This is a genomic window from Crocosphaera sp. (assembly GCF_030064895.1).
Lineage (GTDB): Bacteria > Cyanobacteriota > Cyanobacteriia > Cyanobacteriales > Microcystaceae > Crocosphaera.
The window spans coordinates 1-5,609 of sequence record NZ_JASJEB010000188.1 but is presented as its reverse complement, the minus strand read 5'-3'; the positions used below and the strand labels follow the sequence as shown (position 1 = coordinate 5,609).

Here is a 5,609-nt window from a genome sequence, read left to right as displayed (position 1 = left end):
TTCGGTCAATTCTTCAACATCTTGGCTTATGTTTGTTGGAAAAGAGATGTCTATTTTCTTAAGGTAGATAAAGACTACACCAGTCAGATATGCCCTAATTGCAATACCCAAACAGGCAAAAAGAGTCTGTCAAATAGGGTTCATCACTGCCCTAATTGTGGGTACACAACAAATCGTGATGTTGCAGCCAGTCAAGTGATAAGAAATCGAGGATTAGTAGCGGTCGGACAGCCCGTGAATGAAATAGCGATGCAGCGCGGTCTTGGGGGTTCCCCCCACTCGCTATTGCATCAAGAAGCTTCTGGAGGCGTTCTGTCGGGGCCAATGAAAGATTGGCTAGATAAGAGCCTGTGAGAGAAGAATCTCCCGAATTTAGCGTAGCGGATTCGGGAGAGTGTCAATAATACCATTATTGCTAATAGCACAGGTCTCGATTGTGTCTTGAATAGTGGAGGTATCAATGTTAAGTTCAATAACCTGATTGAAGACGGTAGTTGTAGTCCATTTTTATCCGGAAATCCTGGTTTGGGTATTCTCAAAAATAACGGCGGTACCACTAAAACCCACGCCCTAATTGCTGGCAGCATTGCCATTGATGGGGGAGACAATGCTTACACGGTCGGATTACTGTTTGACCAACGAGGTTCAGGATTCGATCGCATTGTCAATGGGACGGTGGATATTGGTGCTTTTGAAGTACAGCCAACATCCGTCCCTGAATCTTCATCTTTAATTCCCTTAGTTGTCATTGCTTTAGGTGGTTTTTCTAGAAGACAAAAACCTAAGCCAAACTCGCTATGCTCAGAAACTTTACAAAAGTTAATAAAATGATGTACTATTGTTAAGGAACCAAACAAAAAGTTAGGGATTCATACTTAAATAAAGATGTATTATGGAATCATCACTCCACTAAAAATATCTATAGTTAAACGGCAAAACCATGATCTTCTAACAAAAATATAAAGAAACAGCAACTTCTGTAAAAATTCTGTTACCATAAGCTTTTACTTTTATATATCACTATTACTTACTCTTCATTATCCGAAACTAAACTACCAGATAAAAAATTTCTTATGAAGCTAACTAAAAGTAATCCTGACCCAGTTCGGGCTTATCTCAAAGAAATTGGTCGTGTTCCCTTGCTAAGCCATGAGGAGGAAATTCTTTATTCCAAGCGAGTTCAACGCTTGGTTAATCTAGAGAAACTGCGAGACGAGATGATCCAAGAAAGCGGCAAAGAACCCACAGACAGTCAGTGGGCCAAAGCCGCAAAACTCTCTAAAAAAGAATTCTCTTCTGTGGTTGAAGCAGGAGAAGCAGCCAAGCGAAAAATGGTAGAAGCCAACCTTCGCCTAGTAGTATCTGTGGCCAAAAAGTATCTCAAACGCAATTTGGATCTTTTGGATCTTATCCAAGAGGGAACCATTGGTATGCAGCGAGGGGTAGAAAAATTTGACCCCACCAAAGGCTATCGCTTCTCAACCTATGCCTACTGGTGGATACGTCAAGCAATTACGCGGGCGATCGCCGAAAAAAGCCGAACCATTAGGCTTCCCATTCATATCACTGAAAAACTGAATAAAATCAAAAAAGCACAACGGGAACTCTCTCAACTTAAAGGTAGGGCTGCCACCATCAGCGAACTGGCCGAAGAATTGGACTTAACCTCTAAACAAGTGAGAGACTATCTAGAAAGATCCCGTCAACCCCTTTCCTTAGATTTACGGGTAGGGGATAACCAAGACACGGAATTAGGGGATCTTCTCGAGGATGAAGGCCAGTCTCCTGAAGACTTTGCTACCCATTCTTCTTTGCAGTTTGACCTGGAAAAGTTGATGGAAGATTTAACCATTCAACAAAAACAAGTTATTGCCTTGCGGTTTGGACTCATGGATGGACAACCCTTAACTTTAGCTAAGATTGGTGCCCGTCTTAATATTAGTCGGGAGAGGGTTAGACAAATCGAAAGAGAGGCTTTATCTAAACTGAGAAAACGTAAAGCTAATATTCAAGAATATTTAGCTAGTTAAATCAAAGCAAAAAATAGCATAGCATGGAGTCGGGGGATCGGAAATTGCGGTTCGGTTCTACTGACTCCTATTTTGTTAAGAGACTTGTTACACTGGGAGGGAAAGATAAATTAATTGAAATAGTATCATTTCCCTTAAAAGCGGCATAAACAGGTAAAATCCACAGGAGGCCACACAGTGAATAACGAGCTAAACCGTTCCCAAGACTTTTTTAATAATGAAAATGAAATGAGTGAAAGCTTGTGGAAATATGTTCAGTCCCTCAGCCCCGAAACTATTTCTCAACTGTCTAAACCTGAATCCCAGGAAGTTTTTCAAGTCATGGAACGGAATATTATTGGTTTACTGGGGAACCTTCCCTCTGAACATTTTGGTGTAACTGTTAGTACCAGTCGGGACCACTTAGGGAAATTATTAGCCTCAGCCATGATGAGTGGTTACTTTTTACGCAATGCTGAACAAAGACTTAACTTTGAAAAGTCCCTACAAGCGATTAATAGTAGTACCCAAGAGCAAGAATAGGTTTATATATTGGTCGGATTTTCAGACTATTGGTAAAACCGAGGGTCAAGAATCCGACATTTAAGAGAAAAAAAGCGATCGCTTTTTCGTCTTGTATGGAAATCTTTTGTTTCCAGTGACGCTCCATACACTTACATTCGTAGAGTGTAGGCTTCAAGGGGGTTGATGCTGCTCCCAAAAACCTACCCAATATTCACTAAAGTTACTCAAACTAGGCCGAGCTACGGCCAATGTTACGCCTGTGGACAAGTCAGAGCCGACTCCCTTGGATGAAGCAGGAAGTAAAATAGACTCAAACCAAGTTATCATGAGCCTAAAAACCTGATGGGTAAGTTTGAGTAAGTTTTATATAGCGGAAACTATCCTTCTTGAACTTCCATCGTGGTACTCTTTACAAAATAAACTCAATTGAAAACTGCTGTCAAACCCTTGATGTAATTTTGTACTCATTTATTTTTGGCTTTCTGTTAAGCATAACCATCCTACTCTGGAACCGTTATCGCCTAAAAGCTCAATTAAAACATATTTTAACCCTATCCCCTGATACACGAGATTTATTAGGAGCATTGCCTGTAATAACTCTCATCAAGAGAGAAATTGGTTATATTCAAGAACAGTACCACAAACAACAGCAAGAATTAGCCCTAAAACAGCAAATTATCGAGATCGCTCCCATTGCCTATTTACGGGTAGATGAGGAAAATCAGTTACTATGGTGTAATCAACAAGCTCAGAACTTGTTGCAAATCGATCGCTGGCAACCTGGACAAATTCGTTTATTGCTGGAGTTAGTTCGCTCTTATGAACTAGATCAACTAATCGAACAAACTAGGCAAAGTCAAACCCCTCAAGTGAATGAATGGACATTCTACCCCGCTAATTATGTCCCTGCAAGCCATGAAAACCAAGATTACTCAAAAAATAGCATAAATAGCAGTGCTGTGGCTTTAAAAGGGTTTAGCTATCCTCTACCCCAAGGACAAGTTGTTGTCTATATTCATAACCAACAACCCCTAGTGGAATTATCCCGTAGTCGCGATCGCGCTTTATCCGATCTAACCCATGAGTTACGCACCCCCTTAACCTCCATTGCTCTGATTTCTGAGTGGTTGGAAGGACGTTTAGCAGATCCTGAAAGTCGTCGGGCCAAGCAAATGCGACAAGAAACCCAGCGTCTGATTCATTTAGTTGAAGATTGGTTAGAATTGAGCCAAATACAAGAAAATCCTCACCAAAGTTTATGCTTAGAACTATTAGAATTAAATGATATCTTATTAGCTGCTTGGCAAGTAGTAGAACCCCTGGCCCAACAAAAAAAAATTCATTTAAGTATTTCTGGCGCGAAAGTATTACAATTTTCTGGAGATCGCTCTCGTCTAATTCAAGTTTTTATAAATCTTCTTGATAATAGTATCAAACATAGTCTTAATAACAGTGAAATTTTAGTCAATCTTAGAGATAATCAGGATAATGAAACAATAGAAATTAATATTCTCGATCAAGGAGTAGGTTTTTTAGAAAAGGATATACCCCATATTTTTAATCGTTTATATCGAGGAGATACCTCTCGCACTCGACAAAATATAGAAAGTGAATCTATCAGATCAGGAAGTGGTTTAGGTCTAGCGATAGTCCAAGAAATTATCGAAGCTCACGGGGGAACAATTACAGCCGAAAACCATCCCGATACAGGAGGGGCTTGGATAAAAGTTATGTTAACCAAAACCTCTTAAACTGTTGGTGATTTCTTAACTTATTGCGGTTAGACTAGACAGTCTGAAACTAAATTTATGTTGCAATTTGTTGTAACTGGTATAGAAAAAGGACTATGGTAGATATAAGTTTAAATTAAATTTTTTATCAAGTTAGGATTAAACATAGGTTAACAATAGTGTTGTGAATCTCTCTTCCCCAGATAATTATCCTGAAAATACCTACTTTCAACGTTGTTTGAAACGACTCGAACAAGAAGTATTACGCATGGGAACCTTAGTCGAAGAATCCTTCCGACTCAGTCATCAAGCTTTGTTTGAAAGAGATATTGATGCTGCTCATAAAATTGCTCTTTTGGATAAACAAATTGACCGTTATTATCGTAAAATTGAACTAGACTGTGCCACATTAATGACACTACAATCTCCCGTTGCTCAAGATTTACGTTTGTTGAGTGCTTTTATGCAATTAATAAGAGATTTAGAGCGTATTGGAGATTATGCCAAAGATTTAGGCGAAATTGCCGTTAAATTATTCCCCTACGAACCCCACGACTGTATGGGAGATGTTGCTATGATGTCTAATCATGCTCAAATGATGTTAGCTACGAGTTTAGTCGCTTTGGCTGACTTGGATGCAGGAGCAGGCAAACGAGTGAAAAAGTTAGACGATACCGTAGATGATGCTTACGATAAGCTTTATCATCATTTAGCTTATCAGCGCAATATTCCAGGGGTAATTGAACCGTTTTTACTCCTTGCTCTGATGATTCGTCATCTAGAAAGAATGGCTGATCACTCTACTAATATTGCTCAGCGTGTTTCCTATATTGTTACAGGTCATCGCGGTTAAGGTGTGGGGAGACGGGGAGACTGGGAGACTGGGAGACTGGGAGACTGGGGAGACGGGGTGACTGGGAGACGGGGAGACGGGGTGACTGGGAAGATAAGCTGAAATGATAATAAAAGATGATGATTTGACCATATTCCCCTAACCAACCCTTAGATTAGTATCATAAACATTCAACGGAAATATAGTCATATATAGTCAAATCAGGATAAATATGTTCAGTTATTTTGTACTTAACTACAGCCTCCTTGACAAAAATTAATGACTCTGCTGGTACCTTTAATGGTACAATGAAACCTACTCGGAAATCCAGGGGACTCCCTCTTTATCCTAAATTAATCAATCACTTGTGTGCTTGATAATTAAACAACATTTTTACGGATTATTCATGAGATTAGTTGAGAGACATATTATTAAAAAAAATCATCGGTTTTATGCTGAAATTGACCGACTATGTTTCTTATCTAAAAATCTCTACAACTATGCTAATTATTT

Annotated in this window: 6 protein-coding genes and 1 pseudogene; all 7 read left to right on the top strand. The window is 39.4% G+C overall.

Going from position 1 to position 5,609, the window contains the following annotated elements; genetic code table 11:
• Positions 1-354, top strand: a 354-nt coding sequence (locus QNJ66_RS26135) for a transposase (RefSeq protein WP_300511590.1), incomplete at its 5' end; no start/stop codon positions are given.
• A gap of 87 nt (positions 355-441) precedes the next feature.
• Positions 442-831: a choice-of-anchor Q domain-containing protein gene (locus QNJ66_RS26130; RefSeq protein ID WP_300511589.1), complete on the top strand. Its 390-nt coding sequence runs from the start codon at positions 442-444 to the stop codon at positions 829-831.
• A gap of 242 nt (positions 832-1,073) precedes the next feature.
• On the top strand, positions 1,074-2,030 hold the full coding sequence (locus tag QNJ66_RS26125) for an RNA polymerase sigma factor, RpoD/SigA family (RefSeq protein ID WP_300511588.1): 957 nt from the start codon (positions 1,074-1,076) through the stop codon (positions 2,028-2,030).
• 228 nt (positions 2,031-2,258) lie between these two features.
• Positions 2,259-2,552 (top strand): DUF760 domain-containing protein, encoded by a 294-nt coding sequence (locus QNJ66_RS26120; protein WP_300511591.1) that lies wholly within the window; start codon positions 2,259-2,261, stop codon positions 2,550-2,552.
• A 440-nt stretch (positions 2,553-2,992) separates the two neighbouring features.
• A complete protein-coding gene (locus QNJ66_RS26115; protein WP_300511587.1) occupies positions 2,993-4,285 on the top strand; it encodes an ATP-binding protein in 1,293 nt (430 codons plus the stop codon).
• Between the two features lie 163 nt (positions 4,286-4,448).
• Positions 4,449-5,117, top strand: a complete 669-nt coding sequence (gene phoU / locus QNJ66_RS26110) for a phosphate signaling complex protein PhoU (RefSeq protein WP_300511586.1) — start codon at positions 4,449-4,451, stop codon at positions 5,115-5,117.
• A gap of 385 nt (positions 5,118-5,502) precedes the next feature.
• Positions 5,503-5,609, top strand: a pseudogene (locus QNJ66_RS26105) (transposase); the annotation flags it as partial.